The sequence below is a fragment of the Nitrospira sp. ND1 genome (genome assembly GCF_900170025.1).
Taxonomy (GTDB): domain Bacteria; phylum Nitrospirota; class Nitrospiria; order Nitrospirales; family Nitrospiraceae; genus Nitrospira_A.
The window spans coordinates 2,429,468-2,446,406 of record NZ_FWEX01000006.1 but is presented as its reverse complement, the minus strand read 5'-3'; the positions used below and the strand labels follow the sequence as shown (position 1 = coordinate 2,446,406).

The following is a 16,939-nucleotide window of genomic DNA, read 5'->3' as shown; positions in this document are numbered from 1 at the left end:
TTCTGCTGCAATCGCCGATTCACTGCTGCGACGGGCCTTCGGCCGGCGGGCTCACCCCTCGGACCCTCAACGTACTGCACGAGTACGCCTCGGGTCCTCCCGGCTCCGCGCGCCGGTCTCGCCACGTGACTCGGCGATTTCACGACGAACCGTCATGAATAATGCGGGTTAGTTGCCCCGGGAGGAACCAGCAGAGCCACGGACGTTCCCAGAATCTGCCGCAGGCTGTTGAACGCCGAGAGAACGCCGCTGGCAGCCTTTGTCAACAGCCTGCCTAACGAACCACGAGCACCGAGCACGTACTGTGCTGCACAACCTTGGTCGAAACACTGCCCAGCAGGAACCTGGCGACAGCCCCCATGCCTTTGGCCCCGGTCACGATCAGATCGACTTTCTTCTTCGTCGCCACTTTCAAGATCTCATCGGCCGGTTTCCCAAGCTGGACCACTTCATCAACCACATACCCGGCCTTCAGCAGCTTGTTCGCGCATTGCTCGACCAGGCGGGCGCCGGCCTCTTTGAGTTCCGGAAACTTCAGGAACGGCATGGCGTGCATCACCACCACATCGATCGGCTCCAGGCCTTCCCGCTCTTCCGGGTGCAGTTTGGTCAGCAGGAACCGCAACGCCTTCTCCGAGGCTTTGGACCCGTCGGCTGCGAAGAGAATCCGGCTCAGCGGGCGCGGTTCTTCCTTCACAATGAGAACCGAGCAGGGCGCATGCAACGTCACCTGGGTCGAGACACTCCCGAGCATGAACCGGTCGAGCGCATCCAACCCCCGGCTCCCGATCGCCACCAGTCCATCACGCTGCGGCGCACGATCGAGAATGGTCGAGCCGGCTGACCCGCGCTCAGACACCAGCTTGCCTTTTAACTTGAGCGACGCCATCTGAGCCTTGGCCTCTGCCATGGCCGTCTTTCCACGGGCTTCAATCCGCTTGATTTCTTCCTGAATAAACGGCTCATTGCCGATCACCACCGGCTGAAACATGAACGGCGCGCGCAGGGCCTCGACATCCGTCACGTGCAGGACGCTCACATCCGGCTTCTCGGCGAACGGCATCCGCGCCACCCATTCCGTCGCCCACTTCCCGTATTTCGATCCATCGGTCGCAATCAAGACTTTCATAGGTCGCCCCTCATCGTTCAATCCGTTACAGACTTGAGTAGCAGGCTCCGTGCCAACGCTGCCGCATCTTCGCCTCAACGGATCAGCGGGTCAATACCTTCTTTCCGCAGAAATACAGCAAGCCCTTCTTCCCCCTGTGGAAAGTCACAGGAAGGTTACGGTCGGGACCAGATGCCTATTGGTTTGAGCGAAGAACCGAAGAAAGGACGGAGACACAGAAGGCAGAACAACGAGCGGCGAAATGGCAATCAACCGAACGGAATACCGCCGGTCAGTTCATGCGACCATAGATGGCCGTGGATCGCGGCGCGGAGCAACCGATCGATTTGTGTCCCCAGGGGGAGCGACTCTCCTGCTCACGACCAATCCGGCCCCAGGTCACCTTGCGAAGCAACGACCACACCGAGCGCAGAAATGACCAGCCGAACACCCGCGTGGCTTCAGCCCTTTCACCGGCCTGACACCAGGAATGCCACAATCCGGACCGGATCCTACGCCCTGCCACGACATCATAGGTTCGACGTTGAGTTTTCACGGATGACCTCCCATCGGTGAACCGGAGCCACTCGGCGTCCGCCTGCGTCGTTTCACAAGCAGACCATCATGATGAACGGTACCATGTGGTTGCCGATCCTCCAAAAGAGAATTACATTTGAGACGCGCCGTCGATCAGAGTCGGATACAGAAGACCGACCAAATGAATGAGGCCAGGAAATCATGCCGCAACATCACAACACAGGACGGGTAGAACTTACCGACTGGGCCACCACAGAGTCGGCCATCAGGGCGATTCGCGAAACGGTGTTTATCCACGAGCAGGGAGTGCCGGTAGAACTGGAGTGGGACGGGCTCGATTCATCTTGCGCCCATGTGCTGGCATGGAATGACCGAGGAGAGGCCATCGGCACGGCGCGCATGCAACGGAATGGCACCATCGGCAGAATGGCGGTGCTCAAGTACTGGCGCGGGCGCGGCGTCGGACGGGACCTTCTCCAGACACTGCTGGATCTGGCGGTTAGGCAAGGGCTCCCGCGCGTTACCCTGTCCGCACAGATCCATGCGCTTGGATTTTATGAACGGGCCGGGTTCCACGTAGTCGACGAACCCTTCATCGACGCCGGCATCCCGCACCGGAAGATGGTGAAAGAGCTATTGCCCACAGGGCCCGGCTGAACAAACCTGCCGATTGGTCGTAGTCTGTAGTGGAGCTCCTAGCGGGTATGTGAGGTGGACGCTCAGTCATGCTTACCACTGCCAGATCGGAAGCCCGGCTCCTCCGGTATGGGGTTTTTGAATCTCGCCCGGTCTGTGATCTGCCTGAACATGAGGGGCGAAAGGCGGGTGTGAACCGTCCCCGGTTCGATAGACCGGCCCGGCGGCGTTGCGCATTGCTTCCGGCGGCACCACCTGCGGCGTCGTGCGGCCCATCGGCACGTACCGGGGAGGAGGATGAACGCGTACGACCGGCTCGTAGGGACGATACTCCGACTCCATCGCCTCCGCCGGAGCCAGGAAGCAGGTAGTCAAGAAGAAAAATGTCCCGATCGCCCGTTGAACTCGCTGCATCATCGTGCACCTCCTGGACGGCTTTGAGGTTAACGCGTTCGTCATGCGCAACCATAGCAATGATGGGGCGGCCTGAAAAATAGATAAATTGAGATGCATCCATCGAATAACCCGATGTATACTTCCGCCGCATGGAATGGCTGAACTATCATCACCTGTTGTACTTCTGGGCGGTCGCCAAGAACGGCAGCGTGAGCCGAGCCTGCGAAGAACTTCGCCTGGCGCAGCCGACCATTAGCGGTCAAATTCGAGCGTTGGAAGGCGTACTCGGAGAGAAACTGTTCGCCCGCTCGGGCCGCCACCTGGTCATGACCGAAATGGGCCGCGTCGTGTTTCGTTATGCGGAGGACATTTTCTCGCTCGGGCGGGATCTGATCAGCACGGTGAAAGGACACGGCAGCGGGCGGCCCCTACGGCTGGTCGTCGGCATCGCCGACGCAGTGCCGAAGCTCCTAACCTCGCAGCTGTTGAAGTCGGCGTTGAAGACGGCCCATCCGACGCGTATCCTCTGCTGGGAGAACAAGCTGGACCATTTGCTGGCCGAGCTGGCGATTCATGGCCTCGATCTTGTGATTTCCGATACGCCGGCGCCGCCCAGCATCAAGGTGCAGACCTACAATCACGTCATGGGGGAATCGGGGGTGACGTTCTTCTCGACGGCGAATCAGGCGGCAAAATATCGGCGCGCCTTCCCGAAATCCCTCAGCGGTGCCCCGGTGCTGCTGCCCACGCCGAATGCCATGCTGCGCCGCTTAGTGGACGAGTGGCTGGTTCGACGAGGCATCCATCCGACTGTCATGGGAGAATTCGAAGACAGCGCGACGTTGAAGGCATTCGGCCAGACTGGCTATGGCCTCTTTCCCGGCTCCAGCGTCATGGAAAAAGAAATCTGCCGCCAGTATCGCGTCCAGGTGGTGGGACGGTTGGATTCCGTGAAACAGCGATTCTACGCCATCACGGTCGAGCGTCGGCTCAAGCACCCTGCGGTGCTCGCCATCGTAGAAGCGGCGCGTCAGGAAATTTTGTCCTGACGGCGCCTGAGCCTTCGGCGAGCGGGGTATCGCCTAACGGGTGGGGAAGTCGGAGCGACCAGCGGATGAGGCTAGGTCGGGCAGGGGATCATCTGAAGCCATCCCGTCGTACTGATCTGACCGTACCGGACGAGCCCGCACCACGAAGATGCTGCCGATCAGCACCATCACCAATCCGGCGTTCATCAGCATGTCTTTCAGATACCGCTCGAAAAAATCCTCCGGTACGTGCCTGAGGTCTCCCAACTCCGCGCTGGCCGTGAGCATGCGCCGTATGCACGCGATGATGCCGACCGCCAGGTACGGCTCCACCCGCAAGGTATCGGTTTCCAGGAACCGCACGATGGTGCGGAACAGCTCCAGAAGAATGATGACGAGTAGAAGCTGATTGACGAGGGTCAAGCTGATAAGGAGGAAGGGCTCCGTGCGATAGGCCGTAGCGAACTGCGCCCAGCTATGGACGAACAGCAGGACGCTGATGACCAGCAGGCTGAACCCAACTGTAATATAGCCCCAGCGATCCAAACGTTCCATCCACGCGAAGACTTGTCTCACTGAATCGGTCACTCGGTCGTACATCCCATCTCCTTCCGACTTGGTCGCGTCGGCTAGGCCGACAGCTTGTTGAAGGCATCCAGCGCCGCCACTTTGTAACATTCCGCCAGCGTCGGATAGTTCATCGCCGTCGTCAAAAAGTAGTCCAGACCGCCCTGAAGCCCCAAGACGGCCTGTCCGATGTGAATCAATTCGGTCGCGCCCGTTCCGACGATGTGAACTCCCAGCAGCCGCCGGTCTTCCCGATGCACCAGCATTTTGAGCAGGCCGCTGTCGTCTCCGAGAATCTGTCCCCGTGCGATCTCCCGGTAGCGGGCCGTGCCGGCTTCATAGGGCACCTTGCGCCGTGTCAGCTCCTGTTCCGGCGCGCCGACCATCGAAATCTCCGGAATGGAATAAATGCCGATGGGAAAATGCGCGGTCATCGGGTCGGCTTCCACGCCGAAGGCGGCGCAAGCGGCGAGCCGCCCTTGCTCGGCCGACGTGGTCGCCAGGCTGGGAAACCCGATCACGTCCCCGGCGGCAAAAATATGCGGCACCTCCGTGCGGTAGTCCCGATCGACCGCGAGACGCCCGCGGTCGTCCGCCTTCAGACCGGCGGCGGCGAGATTCAACCGCCCCGTCGCACCCTGCCGGCCGGCGCAATAGAGGACCAGCTCGGACACCAATCGCTTACCTGATTCCAGCAACAGTGCGACCCGCCGCGGGGGCCCATTGAGAATTTCCAACCGTTCTACGGTTTCGCCGAGCCTGAACGTCACGTCCACGTTCCGCAATTGATGGAACAGCGCGTCCACGATCTCACGATCGAGGAACTCCAGGGGGTGCTCGCGCTGATCAATGACAGTCACCTCGATCCCCAGCGCGGCGAACATGGATGCATACTCGATCCCGATGACCCCCGCGCCGACGACCGCGAGCTTGCGCGGCAACGTCGTCAGCCCCAGTAATTCGTCGCTGGTCACCACCAGGTTCGGCTCCACTGCGGCCCCCGGTGGCGCAGCGGGTACGGTGCCCACCGCAATCAATATATTGGCGGCGGTAACGGTAATCATGCGGTCGGATGACTCGATAAGCACTGTATGAGAATCGTGAAAGCGCGCTTCCCCCGAAAGCACGGCCACGTCGTTGCGCCGAAGCTGCCCGCCGATGACGTCCGCTTGGCGTTGTTCCACCGCCTCCACGCGGGCCAGCAGGGCCTGCGCCGGAGGACGAGCGGACGCGCCAGGGCGCACCTTACTGCACGCGGGACAGGCATGGCCGTTCAGTGACAGCACCGCTTCCCGAAACGTCTTGCTGGGGATCGTTCCCGTATCGACGCAAACGCCGCCCAGGCGATGGCCCCGTTCGATTACGGCGGCGCGCTTCCCAAGCTTCGCGGCCTGTACCGCCGCCCGTTGCCCCGCCGGGCCGCTGCCGATGCAGAGCAGATCATACTCATAGTCACGTGTCATAGACGTACTCCTTTCAACCCTTCGGCGCATCGCCGCCCAGCACAGCCTGCTGTTTGAAAACACGGAAGAGATACCACAGAGCGGGAAACACCAGGACCGCTCCGCCTCCGAGAGCATAGAGGACCGCCCGGAGCGCCGGCGCCGGCGCGGCGGCATTGTAGATCGTGAGGTGTGGCGGCACGAGATAGGGCCACTGCGCGAGGACCCACGCCCAAAGCGTCATCGTGACCTGTCCGGCGATGCAGATCCGCGCCCAACGAAACCGCTTCAACCAGAGGCATGCAATGCCCGTGAGACCGGCAACTGCGGTCGTGAACTGGGCCAGCACGCCCCAGACCGTGCCGGTCAGGCCGCCCCACACGAGCGGAGCGGCTTCTCGTGAAAGCAGCAACAGCGTCTCTTCCAAGCCTGCCGCGACGATCCCGGCAGCGATCGCGCGCAGACGAAACTCGACTTGCAGCTCGCCATCCTGAGCCTCCACCGTCAAATAGGCGGCGGCCAAGTACAGGGCGAGGACGGTCGTGAAGACCCCGACGGCGAGGGGAAACGGCGCGAGCCAGGGCTCGACATAGCGGGTGAGGAAACTTCCCGAAGAGGGCGGCAGGCCTGCAGCCACGCTTCCCAGCACGACGCCGAGCCAGAACGGGGCCACCAGGCTCCCCACCGCGAACAGACTTCCCCAAGGGAGGCGCTCGTCGAACGGGACGTCAGAATGCTGAAACGCGAAGGAAGCGCCGCGCAGCACGATGCCGATCAGCAGCAAGGTGAGCGGAATATGAAGGCTCGTCATGATCACTGTGAAGGCCGACGGAAAGCCCGCGAAGAGCAGCACGAGCACGACGATCAGCCAGACGTGGTTAGCCTCCCAGATCGGCGCCAACGCACGGTCGATGAACGCCCGCTGTGCCGGCGCGCGCCCGCCGCGGGCCGCAAGGTACCAAGCGCCGGCTCCAAAGTCGGCCACGCCCGTGAGGACATAGCCCGTCAGGGTCGTCATGAGAACACCGGCGATGATCAGCTCAAGACTCATAAACCGTCCTTTCGACAGGCGGCTTGAGGACCGTAGAGTCGACAGGAGACCCGGCAGCGATATGGTGGTGGAGTATCCATAAGACGATGGCGGCCAGCATGAGGTAAAGCGCGCCGAAAAAGACGAGCGGAACCAGCAGGCCCGGCATAGGCGTGACCGCGGCCGCCGTCCGCATGACGCCCGTAATAATCCACGGCTGTCGGCCCACCTCGGCGGCAATCCATCCGGCTTCCGTGGCGACAAAACCCAGCGGACCGGCCAGGACCACGGCCTTGAGAAAAAGACGGGACCGCGCAACCGCCCTGTAACGCCACCCCTGCCACCCTGCCCACAATGTCACGAAGGTCATAGCCCCACCGCAGAGGATCATCACTTGGAACGCGCCGCGCGCGATGGCCACCGGCGGCCACTGATCCCGAGGCACGCTGTCCAGCCCCGTGACGGTCGCCGTCGGATCGAGGTACAGCATCAGGCTGAGCGCATATGGGATTTCGATCGCGTAGTCGAGCCGCCTACGATCAAGGTCCACAATGCCACCCAAGCGGAACGGCGCGCCCGCTTCCGTGGCGAACTGTCCTTCGAACGCCGCCAGCTTGGCGGGTTGATGGACGGCCACCACCTTGGCAAGCAGGTCGCCGCTGAGCGGTTGCAGCAGGGCGCTAATCCCGCCTAACCACAGCGCAATCGTCAAGGCTCGCCGATGGAAGGGATCGTCCGGGTGCCAAAGGAGCTGCCAGGCGTGAATCCCAGCGACGGCGAATCCGGTCGCAGCGTAGGCGCCCAGGATCATATGGGGCACTTGCGCCAGACCGGATGGGCTGAACAGGGCCGCGACCGGATCGATGTCGGTCGGTTGCCCCTGCAGCAGACGGAACCCTCGCGGCGTATTCATCCACCCGTTGGCCAGTACGATGAAGATGCCCGAGGTGACGCCGCTGACGGCGACGGCCAGGCCGGAGGCCAGATGCGCGGCCGGGCTCAGCAGGCCCCAGCCGTAGAGATAGAGGCCGAGAAAGACCGCTTCCGTGAAGAACGCCGCGCCTTCGAGTGAAAAGGCCAAGCCGACGATCGGTCCTGCCCACCGCATGAATTCCGGCCATAGCAGCCCGAGCTGAAACGACAGGATGGTGCCGGAGACCGCCCCGATGGCGAAAAGCATCGCCGTGCCCTTGGCCCATCGCCGGGCGAGCGCCAACGATACCGCATCGCCGGTTCTGTACCAACGCCATTCGGCGAGCACCATCATGAGCGGCAGACCGATCCCGATCACGGCGAACAGAATGTGGAAACCGAGCGACCCCGCGATCAGCGTGCGAGCAGCTTGCAAGTCGGTCATGATGAATGCCCCCTCACTAAGGCCCTGCCCGGTCACGAAGAGCCAGTTGCCCGCGCCGTGCCAAATCGATGGATTGGCCCAGGACGCGCGCCGCTTCCTGGGGCGCGTGGAAACCGGTGGAATTTTCCGCCTCGACGAAATCCAGCAAGAACTGCGCTTGACGCTGCAACGTTTGCGCCTCTGACAGGGCAGCGTTCTGGCCGCGTGCCCGCGCTCTTTTTAAATCACCGATTAACGCCACGACGGCATCCATCGCACGGTTGCGCAGTTCGAATGTCCGGTGCTGGATCGTTTCGACGCGCTCCTTCAATTCGGCTTCCGGCCAGCGATGGCAGGTCTGGCAGGCGCGGTTAATGTTGAGCAGCGGGCTCCTCACGTGGTGATCGCTGATCTTCATCGCGCCTTCGCGTTTGTAAGGCATATGGCAGTCGGCGCAGGAAACGCCGGAGCGGGCATGCACGCCTTGGCTCCACAACTCGAACTCTGGATGCTGCGCTTTGAGCGTCGACGCGCCGGTATCCGCGTGGGTCCAATCCTTGAATCCGGTCTGCTCGTAATAGGCAAGGATCTCATCGGCGCGCAACCCGTTGGCCCATGGAAACGTCAGCCGCTTCTCCGGCCCTTTGAAGTAGTACTCGACGTGGCACTGCCCGCAGACAAACGAGCGCATCTCCTGCCTGGTGGCCATCGTATTGGGATCGAAATTGCGAATGCCCTCGCGTTCCTTCACGGCACGGATGCCTTCGAGAAAGGCAGGTCTCGTGATGCGAAGCTGCATCGTGTCCGGCACATGGCAATCCAAGCAGGTGACCGGGTGCTTCACCAGTTTTCTGGCCTCCGCGTAAGGCAGCCGGTTCATGCTCTCAAACCCTTTTGGGAGATCCCCTTCGCCGAGCTTCATCATCGCCGTGTAGGCCGACGAATGGCACTGGAGGCAGGTGCCGGGCTGCTTCACGACCGTTTGCCGTCCCGTATAGATTTGATCCTCCAACATGAAGGCATGGCCGCGTTCCTCACGAAAGTCGTGCGCGAAGGCATACCCGGCCCAGATCGTTTTGAGTCGCGGGTCTTCTTCGATCCTCGACTGGGCGACCACTGAACGGGGATCGGCCGAGGTGGGCTCGCGCGGCACCGCTTCGCTGCCGCCGAAGCGCGTGCGGACCTGATCCACGGTGCGCCGGTACGCGTCGAACTGAAAGGGAAAGTTTTTCCCCCATTCAGCGGGGTCTTCGGTCTGGTCGGTTAACTCAACCACCCGGAAGAATACGTTCTTGGCCTCCTGGTGGCGCTCGAAGATATTAACCAGCAGCGCGGTGATCGCCAGCGCCGCCCCGGCGGCCAGCACCGCCAGGACCACCAGTTTTACCGACCCGCGACCCGTTCGATTCATGATGACCTCCCTTATCGATGTCCGACATCGCGATGACAGCCGACACAGGACAGGCGCCCCGCGGGGTCGTCCGACACATTGATGGCCTGAACAATGTCCGCGTGACATTTCAGGCAGGCCCGTTCCGTGATCGCCCGCATATGCGGCTTGATCTGAATCACCTCCGGAAAATCTCCGGTGGTAAAGGCCGCCGCGTGGAGGAAGCCATTGAACGCCTTGGACGCGTACTTCGGGATAAGTCCTTCCGGCGTGTGGCAATCGTTGCAGACGGCCCCCATTCGATGGCTCGACTTCACCCAGCCGTCATATTGCGTCCTCATGACGTGGCAATTGATGCAGGCCCGCGGGTCATCCGTGAGGTAGGACGCCCCGCGCGCATACCAAAAGGTAAACAGGCCGAGCCCCACGAAGGCGCCGACCATCACGGCGAAAAACCATCCGAACACTGTGCGGCTGAACATCCAGCTCATGTGAGAAACCCCTCCATTCACGGGAGTGCGTGCACCGCCTCAACTGCCCAGCAACCGCCGGCAGCAAGCAAACCGATTCCACTGGTCGCGCTGATATCCTTTGGATTCCATGCAATCCGCCGCCCTCTTAAACGCCGCGACTGCTGAACGCTCTCCCTCCTGCCGCAAGCACTCGGCTTCGTCCGCTTTCGTTTCGTCGGCCGTTTTTCCCACTTGCTGCCATGGCATCTGCGTTCTAACCTGACAAGCGGAAAGCCCCATGATCAAGAAGACGATCGGTACAACGCGCATGATATCCATGATCTCCCTTCTCCCCAAGATGACTACATAGCGATCATGCGAGCGGCTCATAGACAGGGACCGCGAGCAGCGCACAGATCGTCCGGCGCAGAATTCGTTCGGTGGTACTACCGCGCAAGGCGTCGAGAAAGCCCGTTCTCCATTCGGTCGCCATGACGATCAGATCCGGCTGCTGGCGCTCGGCCGCCTCAAGAATTTCCTCTACCACGATGCCCGTGCTGACGCTTTGCTTCCAAATCCAGCCGTCACGACGTTGGAGCCGCGGGCGCGGCACGTCTGCCGGTTCCCCTACATACAACAGCTCGAAGATCGCCGTATCGATCCCCAGGCTCGACGCAATCGCGCAGGCGGCGTCCACCGCAGCCTGCGCGTCCGGGCGGTGGTCCATCGGGATGAGAAACCGCTGCAGCGCCACCACTCCGTTATGCAATGAGACGAATCCTGGACTCTCGCCTGGCACGAACAGAGTCATCGTGCGGGACTTGCGGGCCAGCGTCTCTCCGGACTCCTCGGACAACCATTGACTTAGGGCGTCTTTGGGATAGGTTGCCAAGACCATCAAGTCGGCCGGTTTCCAGCTGAGCAATTGCAGAATCGACGTCACTGGTTGGTCCGCCATCCCGCGAATTTTGCGCACGCCGATACCGAGCGCCAGAAGGTCGTCTTTAGTGGCCCTCTCTTTGAGAATTCCCCATCGGCTGAGCGTCTCCCGTACTCTCGGAAAATCCTCGAAATCGGGATCGGCCCGCGCCGGATCGACATGCATGATCGTCAGATCGCTCTGAAGGCGGTGAGTGAGCTTCAATGCATGCCCGAAAGCCGCCATACTGGCGGCCGAAAAATCTGTCGGATGAAAAATGTGACGGATTCGCGTCGGGGCACCGTTTATCAGGTTCGTCATCGCAGTTCCTTCCTTCTATCTGGTGAAATATGTTGCCTCATACTGTTCGCCGACCTGTCATGGCGTTCGGCCCGAAGTCGCCGGCGACGCCTTCTGCGTCCAATCACCGAGCCGCCTTGCCGATGGACATGGAGGTCGGGTGCGACAGGCCTTGGGGCCGTTCGGCGACGACCAGGGAGGCCCTGCGTCTCATCCGGTCGCGGATGAATTCGACCGAGACCGTCTCGCCGATCTTCAAGCTCTTGAAGGCCGAAACGAAATCCTCCATCGTCCGGAGCGACCGGCCCTGCAGAGAGACGATCAGGTCTCCGCCCATCATCCAGGGCTCGCTGGCCACCGTCACGTCGACGGTCCCCGCTCGCAGTCCCCCATCCGCTGCAGGACTGCCGGGAAAGACCTCACCGACCAGCAGCCCATCGGCGAGGGGCAGGACGAATAATTCCCGGATCTCGTCCGTCACGAACTTGCCGCCGACGCCTAGCCAGGGCCGACTGACTTTGCCCTTCGCCTTCAATTCTCCAAGGACCTCTTTGGCGAGATCGATCGGCACGGCAAAGCCGATATTCTGAGTGCCCAACGCCATGGCGGTCGTAATTCCGATGACCCGGCCGTCGGAGTTCATTAACGGGCCGCCGCTGTCGCCCGGATTGATAGGGGCGGTGGTCTGAATCAGCGGAACCCTCGGTTCGCTGAATGCGACGCCGGGAGGAAGGCGATTTAATCCGCTGAGGATGCCGGTGGAGAGCCCGAAGCCCAGGCCGAAGGGGTTGCCGATTACCAACGCTCTCTGACCGATGCGGAGCGCGTCGGAGGTGCCGAGCTGCACGAAGGGAACTTTCCCATTGACTCCGGTCAGACGGAGCACGGCCACATCGCTGTAAGAATCGACGCCGAGCACCTCCGCACGCACCCGCTGCCCGTCGTACAATTTCGCCATCACCGTGTGTGCGCCCTCGACCACGTGCGCGTTCGTCAGGACCGTCCCGGCCTCATCCACGATGAAGCCGGAGCCAATCGACGAATTGCGGCCGCTGCCCGTAGCATACGAAGAACTGAGAAAGACAGTGGCCGGTACCACGTCCCGATATACTTGCACCACTTGTTCCTCGTCTCGGCGGTCGCCGACCGCCCCGGCCAAGAGCACTCCTGGTGCCCACATGATGCTGACAGCCGTGAGCAGCGCCAGCCATCTCTCACCTGCGTTGAACCGGCTCATGATCATCGCGTCTCCTCCCTTATCATGTAGCAATGGCCAGACAGGCCGTCATAAGGATCAGCCTCAACCCACGCGCTTCAGCTTTGTTGCATCTCGGTTTTGATCTGCCGTTCCGCTTCGAGCCAGTCGTCCTCGGCATGCCCGTGCTCGCTGCCGCGGTCGCGAAACAGCTCATATGCGCGAATGGCGATTCTTTTGCGAAGCGACTCCTCAACGCCCGATGGAGCCGTTCCGTTCGCCTTCTCCATGGCGCTTGTATTTGGTTGCCTCTGTTTCATAGTTCCCTCCTTGATTGGGTTGGGTGGCGGCAGCCGCCTGCTCGGGATCGCTGCTGTTTCGGTGAAGCGCGCGAAACATGACCTCGACGAGATCATGCGTGTTAAACGGTTTGTGAACCACGGCATAGGCCTCAAGGCGCAAGGCCTCCTGCCGCAGATTGGCTGCCGAATCCGCTGACAGGAGAATGACCGGGATCGTTTCCAGGGCGGAACCGGTCAAACGCCGCAACAGTTCCAATCCATCCATGGCGGGCATCCGATAGTCGGTCACGATGAGATCCACCTCAGCAGCCCGCAAACATTCGAGTGCGTGCCGGCCGTTTTCAACGGCCCAGCAGGATAAGCCGCGTGCTTCTAGGGCGTCCTGGAGGCACGCACGGACATCGGCGTCATCATCGACGATCAGAACTTTCGGCATCGTGTGCCTCTTTTGCGGTGCAACCTGCCCTACTAAAAACTGTATAGGCACATGGCTTCTTCTTACAAATCGATAATACGGCGTCCGTCATTCGAAAAAACCGATGTAATTTGGTGGCACGAGGACAGTGGGGAGAGGCGATCCAGGCCTGCCTTCACGGCGGACCAGGTGATATCCAACATATCGCTCGGCAGGACAGAATTGGTTTGTGACTTTAATTAGGTGCCCGCAGCAAGCCGATACTTCCTGTGACTACCTCCACGACTGGATTTCGAAAGTGGTCTGATCCATCGCAGTCGGATAAATTAGTCCGGCCTTTCTGAATGCGAAGTTGGCATTACTCCGACATGCATGAAAGCGATTAGATCATCGGTGCTCATTAAGTCGAAACCGTTTTAGAAGAAACAGCGCCTGTATCCGACGAGATACTTCGCTGTCACCAGATGATAGATTTCGAGCCGTACTGCTGTCGCACACAACGGGCTCGGGAAGTCGGCTGACTTGTAAGGAAGAACCAGGGCCAAGCGAGTGCGCTGCTGCGCACCTCGCCAGCAAGAGGATCACCAGGCCTCCGACTCCCCTTTTTGGGTTATAGTGAGCCCATGCCTTCCCGCTCGCATCCGCAGGCTGTGATCCGTCGCAGGAAGCGCGGTCGCAGGAGCACGATTGTAGCCGTTCGTCGGCGCGGGCGCGTCTGGCGACACAGATATCGAGCCCTGCTCACCGCCCTGCGGCGCTTGCCCTTCACGGCCAGGCTTGTGGTGAGCCTGGCTATCCTACTCTTGCTTGGCGCGGGCGTGAACTGGGTCTACCACACGATCCACAAGCCGACGGAAATGTTCTTTGCGCTCGACGACGCGCTCGATAAACATCCGTATGAAACATGGAAAGAGTACGGTCCGCTCTTCCGCACACATTCCACTGCCATCATGACGCCGGATCTACTGGCCGCGCTGGCGCAGGTCGAAAGCGCAGGCAATCCGGTCGCGCGCACCTACTGGCGCTGGCGACTGACCTGGAATCCGCTGGAACTGTATCGTCCGGCGTCGAGCGCCGTCGGCATGTTCCAGATCACCGATGCGACGTTTCAGGAAGGAAAGCGGTACTGTATTCATGACCACCGTGTCGTCCAGGAGGGCTCCTGGAACGATCCTCACTCCTGCTGGTTCAATTCCTTCTATAGCCGCGTCCTGCCGAGCCATGCCATCGAGTTGACCTCCGCCCTGCTCGACCGCGCCGTGGCGAACGCCATCGGTTCGCATCGAAGGCCTCGCCCCACGTTCCAGCAGAAGCAGGATCTGGCCGCACTGATTCATCTCTGCGGACCCGGCGCCGGCCACGCATATGTCGCCCGCGGCTTTCGACTGGCCCCGCAACAACGGTGCGGCGATCACAGTGCGAAGCTCTATCTCGATCGAGTGAATGAGTTGAAGCGGAAATTTGTGCGGCTGGCCGCAGGCGAGAGCCTGCTCCGGTTTGTGCGCCCTCAGTAACGAGTCTCGACCGAGATTGCCCCGATCGCACGAGCGATGAGTCGTATCATGGTCATGCGTGGTAAAGTGGCCTATGTCCGTCGCACCCTTCTTTCCACAGCCGGCCACCGGCGATGCGTTCATCGGACGCCAAGGGCTTGTCCGAAACCTGCGCGGACGCCTAGCGGACGGCGAATCCGTGGCGGTGATCGGCTGACCGAAGCTCGGCAAGACGTCGCTGGTACGAAGCTCGCTGGATGGGCTATCCCACCACCGGGTGATCGAAGTGGATTTCCGCCAAGCATCACTGCCAAATGGAGATGAGATATCCGGCGCAATGCTCGTTCTGGACAACCTCGACCATCTGCCAGGCGAAACGATCGACCTGCTGCTCCAGCAAGTTTCGACTGCCCGCCCGCGGAACATGATTCTCACCGGCGGTCACCGGTTGAGAGCACTGTTGGCCAACCCTTCAACGTTACCCGGGTTGACCATTCGCCTCTATCCACTCTCTGTCCTGCTCGATGGAGAACTCCGCCGGTTGGTCGGCCATGATATGGCGGCACCCATCGCGAAGTGGACGGGCAACCATCCGTACTTGAGCAAACTCTTCCTGCATTACGGAGAAACGGCTCTTGCTGAAGGCCGACAGCAATGGCAGCCGTTCCTTCGACAGCTGATAGAGGAGGTAGGCAAGGGAGCAGAACGACGATTATTGAACTATCTGATCGAGTACGGGAAACCTGTGAACCCTACGAAGGCAGGAGCTGAGACCGGCACCGAAGATATCAAGGCGGTCGCAGACCGCCTTGTCTACCTGGGAGCCATCAGCCGCTGGATCAGAAATGACGAGGCCACGCTTTTTGCCGGTTGTCGGCTGCTCAATGACTTCGTGACCGGCGGCCAGTCTGACCACGCAGATTAAGCGCATGCTGTGCCGAACCGCGAATGTTTACAGAACGACCGATGGGATGATGGCTAGCCATTACCATCCGCCCCCCTTCAGTTCTTCATTGGAAAAGCCGACATGGTGATGAAACATTCTCCCTATGCCGACCACTCCTCCAGTCACTTTCCATGCTCCACGCCCGGTTCAGGCTCCTGCCCCCAGTCCTTCATCGCCCAACCATCGTTATTCTCTCGGACAACGGTGCCGGTCGCTCTATCATGCACTGTGGTTCGGCCTCTCGGAACGGATACGCTGGTCGAGAAAGCCTTACCATGAAGTGCCGGTCGGCCGTCTCACAGATCTGGAGACCGGGCAGTCGGCTTGTATCGAATCCCTGCAGGCCCACTATGGTGTCTGCTTCGAATCCCGCTACGGACGACACACGTCCCTGGCGAACTACGCCTACCTCGATCTGCTGGACCAGGCCTGGGCGGCAGCGGACCGGCCCGTTCCCACGGGCGGTCTTGTCACGGATGTGGGCTGTGCCAACTTCTGGTATGCGCAGACGCTGCACCGGTTTTTCCGACCGGCGAAACTGACTGGCGTGGATGTCGAGGGTTACCGCCTCTATCCAACCGGCTACAGCCGCTACGACGCTGCCGCCGGATACGTCGCGGATCTTCCGCAGACCTCGTTTGTGACCGTCGACTACTGCGAGATGGACGAACAGGTAGATGTCATCACGGCTTGGTTTCCGTTTGTCACGCCTACGCCCGTTCTAGCCTGGCGGCTCCCGTTAACGGTGTTTTCTCCGGAACGGCTCTTTGCCAGCATCGCGCGCAATCTTGCGGCGGGGGGGACCCTGTTCATGGTGAATCAAGGCACAGATGAAGCGGATGTCGCTGCCGGATACTGCCGACAGGCGGGGCTTCGTTCACAAGGCTGTTGGGTTCATCCGCGGCCATTGCGCCCCCGGCCCCATCCTCCGGTCGCCTCCTGGTGGACAACCTAGCAGAAGCTGCATCGCCTCATTTTCGACGTGACACCTGTCGATTGGGTTCGGATCTCCGATCCACTTTCACGATGTTCACGATCTGGTCGTCGAGATCGACTTCGATGCTGACGAGATCCCCTTTACTCAGCCACTCACGCCGCATCGCCACCGAATCGGCCACCCGGAACATCCGCACCTGACCGTCCTCGGTCTTGAAGGTCAGTAGGTGATTGCGAAGATCCACGTGCTCGACCCAGCTCACTGGAAACTCTGCGGCGGTCTGAAATCCGAGAACCGGGGCGACCATTCCCATCCAGATCAGCGTGATAGACATTACACTACGCATGTTCATCGTGACCTCCTCTCGATTGCAGGTATGCGGTCGAACATGAACGGCGTGTCGCGCACATCGAGACTCTACGCCCCATCGCACCGGCAGTCTGTCGCTCCTGCTGCCATTTTGTAGCGGAGATAAGACCTCAGCCTGCGGTCGTCCGCTCTACGAAGAAC

The 16,939-nt window shown here is 60.9% G+C and carries 21 protein-coding genes; 6 read left to right on the top strand and 15 right to left on the bottom strand.

Features of this window, described 5'->3' with window-relative positions; translation table 11 throughout:
- Positions 1 to 274: 274 nt before the first annotated feature.
- Both NSND_RS16445 and NSND_RS16440 read right to left on the bottom strand, forming a co-directional pair.
- Positions 275 to 1,129 (bottom strand): universal stress protein, encoded by an 855-nt coding sequence (locus NSND_RS16445; RefSeq protein WP_080880025.1) that lies wholly within the window; start codon positions 1,127 to 1,129, stop codon positions 275 to 277.
- 271 nt (positions 1,130 to 1,400) lie between these two features.
- The gene (locus NSND_RS16440; protein WP_080880024.1) at positions 1,401 to 1,664 is read right to left on the bottom strand and encodes a hypothetical protein; all 264 of its coding nucleotides are present in this window, start codon (positions 1,662 to 1,664) and stop codon (positions 1,401 to 1,403) included.
- A gap of 182 nt (positions 1,665 to 1,846) precedes the next feature.
- Here NSND_RS16440 and NSND_RS16435 point away from each other — a divergent pair, with 182 nt between their 5' ends.
- On the top strand, positions 1,847 to 2,302 hold the full coding sequence (locus NSND_RS16435; protein ID WP_080880023.1) for a GNAT family N-acetyltransferase: 456 nt from the start codon (positions 1,847 to 1,849) through the stop codon (positions 2,300 to 2,302).
- A 72-nt stretch (positions 2,303 to 2,374) separates the two neighbouring features.
- On the opposite strand, the gene NSND_RS16430 is transcribed toward NSND_RS16435, so the two are convergent.
- Positions 2,375 to 2,698, bottom strand: coding sequence for a hypothetical protein (locus tag NSND_RS16430; protein ID WP_080880022.1), 324 nt, complete (start codon positions 2,696 to 2,698; stop codon positions 2,375 to 2,377).
- 128 nt (positions 2,699 to 2,826) lie between these two features.
- Here NSND_RS16430 and nhaR point away from each other — a divergent pair, with 128 nt between their 5' ends.
- The gene (gene nhaR, locus NSND_RS16425; protein ID WP_080880021.1) at positions 2,827 to 3,726 is read left to right on the top strand and encodes a transcriptional activator NhaR; all 900 of its coding nucleotides are present in this window, start codon (positions 2,827 to 2,829) and stop codon (positions 3,724 to 3,726) included.
- A gap of 33 nt (positions 3,727 to 3,759) precedes the next feature.
- Here nhaR and NSND_RS16420 read toward each other — a convergent pair whose 3' ends face one another.
- The 11 genes from NSND_RS16420 to NSND_RS16370 form a co-directional block, all read right to left on the bottom strand.
- Positions 3,760 to 4,305 (bottom strand): phosphate-starvation-inducible PsiE family protein, encoded by a 546-nt coding sequence (locus NSND_RS16420; protein WP_159450839.1) that lies wholly within the window; start codon positions 4,303 to 4,305, stop codon positions 3,760 to 3,762.
- Between the two features lie 29 nt (positions 4,306 to 4,334).
- Positions 4,335 to 5,735, bottom strand: coding sequence for a Si-specific NAD(P)(+) transhydrogenase (gene sthA / locus NSND_RS16415; RefSeq protein ID WP_143833596.1), 1,401 nt, complete (start codon positions 5,733 to 5,735; stop codon positions 4,335 to 4,337).
- A gap of 13 nt (positions 5,736 to 5,748) precedes the next feature.
- Positions 5,749 to 6,765 carry a cytochrome d ubiquinol oxidase subunit II gene (locus NSND_RS16410; protein ID WP_080880018.1) on the bottom strand — a complete coding sequence of 339 codons (1,017 nt, stop codon included), beginning with the start codon at positions 6,763 to 6,765 and terminating at the stop codon, positions 5,749 to 5,751.
- Positions 6,755 to 8,101 carry a cytochrome ubiquinol oxidase subunit I gene (locus NSND_RS16405; protein WP_080880017.1) on the bottom strand — a complete coding sequence of 449 codons (1,347 nt, stop codon included), beginning with the start codon at positions 8,099 to 8,101 and terminating at the stop codon, positions 6,755 to 6,757. Before NSND_RS16405 ends, NSND_RS16410 begins: the two co-directional genes overlap by 11 nt.
- 16 nt (positions 8,102 to 8,117) lie before the next feature.
- Complete coding sequence (locus NSND_RS16400) at positions 8,118 to 9,491, bottom strand: ammonia-forming cytochrome c nitrite reductase subunit c552 (RefSeq protein WP_080880016.1); 1,374 nt, start codon at positions 9,489 to 9,491, stop codon at positions 8,118 to 8,120.
- Between the two features lie 11 nt (positions 9,492 to 9,502).
- Complete coding sequence (nrfH, locus tag NSND_RS16395; RefSeq protein ID WP_200810549.1) at positions 9,503 to 9,961, bottom strand: cytochrome c nitrite reductase small subunit; 459 nt, start codon at positions 9,959 to 9,961, stop codon at positions 9,503 to 9,505.
- 39 nt (positions 9,962 to 10,000) lie between these two features.
- Complete coding sequence (locus tag NSND_RS16390; RefSeq protein ID WP_143833595.1) at positions 10,001 to 10,252, bottom strand: hypothetical protein; 252 nt, start codon at positions 10,250 to 10,252, stop codon at positions 10,001 to 10,003.
- Between the two features lie 43 nt (positions 10,253 to 10,295).
- Positions 10,296 to 11,162, bottom strand: a complete 867-nt coding sequence (locus tag NSND_RS16385; protein ID WP_080880014.1) for a universal stress protein — start codon at positions 11,160 to 11,162, stop codon at positions 10,296 to 10,298.
- A 103-nt stretch (positions 11,163 to 11,265) separates the two neighbouring features.
- Positions 11,266 to 12,378, bottom strand: coding sequence for a S1C family serine protease (locus tag NSND_RS16380; protein ID WP_159450837.1), 1,113 nt, complete (start codon positions 12,376 to 12,378; stop codon positions 11,266 to 11,268).
- A gap of 77 nt (positions 12,379 to 12,455) precedes the next feature.
- The gene (locus NSND_RS22200; RefSeq protein WP_159450836.1) at positions 12,456 to 12,626 is read right to left on the bottom strand and encodes a DUF2934 domain-containing protein; all 171 of its coding nucleotides are present in this window, start codon (positions 12,624 to 12,626) and stop codon (positions 12,456 to 12,458) included.
- Positions 12,589 to 13,074, bottom strand: coding sequence for a response regulator (locus NSND_RS16370; protein ID WP_080880011.1), 486 nt, complete (start codon positions 13,072 to 13,074; stop codon positions 12,589 to 12,591). Before NSND_RS16370 ends, NSND_RS22200 begins: the two co-directional genes overlap by 38 nt.
- Positions 13,075 to 13,802: 728 nt before the next feature.
- Here NSND_RS16370 and NSND_RS16365 point away from each other — a divergent pair.
- The 4 genes from NSND_RS16365 (at position 13,803) to NSND_RS16355 (ending at position 16,447) form a co-directional block, all read left to right on the top strand.
- Entirely contained in the window at positions 13,803 to 14,567 is a 765-nt protein-coding gene (locus tag NSND_RS16365) for a transglycosylase SLT domain-containing protein (RefSeq protein ID WP_080880907.1), read from the top strand.
- A 73-nt stretch (positions 14,568 to 14,640) separates the two neighbouring features.
- Positions 14,641 to 14,763: a hypothetical protein gene (locus NSND_RS21855; protein ID WP_255373887.1), complete on the top strand. Its 123-nt coding sequence runs from the start codon at positions 14,641 to 14,643 to the stop codon at positions 14,761 to 14,763.
- 60 nt (positions 14,764 to 14,823) lie between these two features.
- Entirely contained in the window at positions 14,824 to 15,471 is a 648-nt protein-coding gene (locus NSND_RS16360; protein ID WP_143833594.1) for a hypothetical protein, read from the top strand.
- A 124-nt stretch (positions 15,472 to 15,595) separates the two neighbouring features.
- A complete protein-coding gene (locus tag NSND_RS16355) occupies positions 15,596 to 16,447 on the top strand; it encodes a class I SAM-dependent methyltransferase (RefSeq protein ID WP_143833593.1) in 852 nt (283 codons plus the stop codon).
- Between the two features lie 16 nt (positions 16,448 to 16,463).
- Here NSND_RS16355 and NSND_RS16350 read toward each other — a convergent pair whose 3' ends face one another.
- Positions 16,464 to 16,781 (bottom strand): hypothetical protein, encoded by a 318-nt coding sequence (locus NSND_RS16350; protein WP_143833592.1) that lies wholly within the window; start codon positions 16,779 to 16,781, stop codon positions 16,464 to 16,466.
- Positions 16,782 to 16,939 lie beyond the last annotated feature (158 nt).